The sequence below is a fragment of the Anaeromusa sp. genome (assembly GCF_028691475.1).
Classification (GTDB): Bacteria; Bacillota; Negativicutes; order Anaeromusales; family Anaeromusaceae; genus Anaeromusa.
The window spans coordinates 1-2590 of the sequence record NZ_JAQUZF010000208.1; the positions used below are offsets into that span (position 1 = coordinate 1).

Consider the following 2590-nt stretch of genomic DNA (forward strand, 5'->3'; position numbering starts at 1 on the left):
AGGTCTTTTACCGGCCGGCCGCCCACCATGCAGCTGATGCCGTCATCCGCTAAAGGAATAGCCCCTTCGATGGCTAAAATGTACTTGCCTGCATATTTTTTAACGGTTTCCGCCAAATGATGCTCCAACGGCTCGCCAGCGGCGGCGCCAATGACGTCATTGTATTCTAACGAGATCATGTTCAAAAGCAAATCCGAAGCCAAAGGCGTTTCCGAACGCAAAAACGATTCGTCACAACCGGTGCATTCGTGTCCGTGCAGCCAAATTACCGGCGTCAACACCTTTGTTTCCGCCGCTTCCACTACCTTTGCCACCATATTGGGGCCCAGCCCCAAAATACCCGTCAAGGTGACGCAGGTTTTCAAAAAGCTTCTGCGGCTGATATCCTTACGTTGAAATACATCCCATAAGGTGTCCCCAAAGCGCATCCTTACAACCTCCCTATTTCTCTTCTCTGCGGCGGCAAATTCCGCTCGCAAAGTCTGCGCCGAAGGCCTGCGGCGCACTAATTCTCGTCAAAACGCGTACTCTGCGCCAGACTATGCTTTTACTATTCTCTTTCCCCTGAAAAAAACCTTTTATTTATAAAGGCTATACCGCGAATTCAACAGCGTTCCTGGGAAAAAAACATAGCTTTAGAGAAGTTTAGATACACGGTCTCTCCGTCACTAAAATCGCCGTACTCATCGCTTCTGGCAATGACGCGCACTTCCTTGTCCCCTACCTGCACCCGGTAATCCACGGCATCCCCCAAATAGACGCGGTGGGTCAACACTCCCTGCACGCAGCCGCTGCTGCGAGAAAGAGAAATATTTTCCGGCCGCACCGCTACCTGTACCGGTCCGCGGCAGCTTGTTTCCTGTTTTACTTCGCCCCCTGCGGCTAAACGCACTACGCCGTCCGCCGCTTCGCCGGGAAGAAGATTCACCAGGCCGATAAAATCCGCTACCGTCTGATTCGCCGGTCTTTCGTAGATATCCATCGGCTCCGCTACCTGCTGGATAACGCCCTGATGCATGACCACAATGCGATCCGACATGGCCATAGCTTCCGCCTGATCATGGGTCACGTAAATAACCGTAACCCCCAGCTTTTTCTGCAGCGCCTTGATCTCAAAACGCATGCTTTCACGGAGCTTGGCGTCCAAATTAGACAACGGTTCGTCTAAGAGCAGCAAGCCCGGCTCGGCTACCAGCGCCCGCCCCAAGGCCACGCGCTGCTGCTGTCCGCCGGAGAGCTGATGGGGGTAGCGCTCGGCATAGTCCCCCAAATGCACCATTTCCAGCACCTTCTGCACGCGCTCGCGCCGTTCGGGCTGAGGGACTTTTTTGATTTTCAACGGATAGGCCACGTTTTCCGCCACCGTCATGTGCGGCCAAACGGCGTACGACTGGAACACCATGCCGATATCCCGCTTTTCCGGCGGCACAAAAGTTTTCTCGCGGGAAGAGCTCACCAGACGCTCTCCAATATAAATCTCTCCTTCTGAAGCCTTTTCAAAGCCCGCAATCATCCGCAGCATGGTCGTCTTGCCGCAGCCGGATGGTCCGAGAATGGAGACAAATTCGCCGTCCTTCACAGTAACGTCAAAATCATGCACCGCCGTCACCGCGCCAAAGCGTTTCCAAATATGTTCAATTCGTACCTGCGCCATTTCGTTCACTCCTAAATATAATCAAATTCCAATATTGCCTTTGCTGACCTTGCTGACAATCAGGTTGCCCAGCAACACAATGAGCAGCACCAGCACCGAAAGCACCGAGGCGTTCTGGGGATCTGCATAGGTTTGCAGTTCATAGAGCAGTACCCCGATGGTTTTGGTTTCCGCGCCATAGAGAATAATCGACATAGTCAGCTCATAAAAAGACGGCATGAAGACCAAAAACCAGCCGGCTACGATAGACGGAGCTACCAACGGCAGCAGAATGTCCTTGCAAGTGCGCAGCCAGGAAGCGCCGGAATTGAGAGCCGCCTCTTCCAAGGAAGGATGGACCTGGCTCAAGGATGCCGCAATGGTGCGCACCGCCATGGTCAGGTACTTGACCATGTAAGCCACAATTAAAATAGTCAACGTAGAATACAAATTTAAGGCAAATTCGCCGGAAAAGGTGATAATCAAAGCCAGGGCGATAACCACGCTTGGCGTCGCTCCGCCCAGCGTCGCCAACAAATCCGGCAAGGAGCGTCCGGTTACTTTTGTTTTTACCAGCAAATAGGAGACGAAGAGCGCCACCACCGTAGACAGCGTGGCCGCCGCCGCGCCTGTCACAAAGCTGTTATAAATCGGTTCTAAATACTGCGAGCTCTGCACCACCGGCAGCCAATGCTCAAAGGTCAGATTGCTCAATGTAATCGGGCGCGACATCGAACGAATGAGAGACGTCAACAAGATAGAGCCGATAGGCAATACCACGGAAATGAAACCGTACGCGCAAAGCAAGCCCACCGCTGCATAACGCCAACTGCCCAGCTCTACCAGATTGGGCCGCGTGCTTTTGCCGGCAATGGTCGTATAATCCTTGCGGCCCAGCATAGCGGTCATGGCGAAAAGCAGCGTATTGGCCACCAGCATCAGCGATACCGCCAGGGC

General features: G+C 53.4%; 3 protein-coding genes. All 3 read right to left on the minus strand.

The genetic code is table 11. The features are described from left to right. The coding region (locus tag PHF27_RS14295; RefSeq protein WP_300071560.1) for a twin-arginine translocation signal domain-containing protein at positions 1–428 on the minus strand (428 nt) is incomplete at its 3' end. A gap of 176 nt (positions 429–604) precedes the next feature. Beyond that, positions 605–1654: an ABC transporter ATP-binding protein gene (locus PHF27_RS14300; RefSeq protein ID WP_300071563.1), complete on the minus strand. Its 1050-nt coding sequence runs from the start codon at positions 1652–1654 to the stop codon at positions 605–607. A gap of 21 nt (positions 1655–1675) precedes the next feature. Further along, a partial coding sequence (locus PHF27_RS14305; RefSeq protein ID WP_300071566.1) for an ABC transporter permease subunit occupies positions 1676–2590 on the minus strand: 915 nt, incomplete at its 5' end.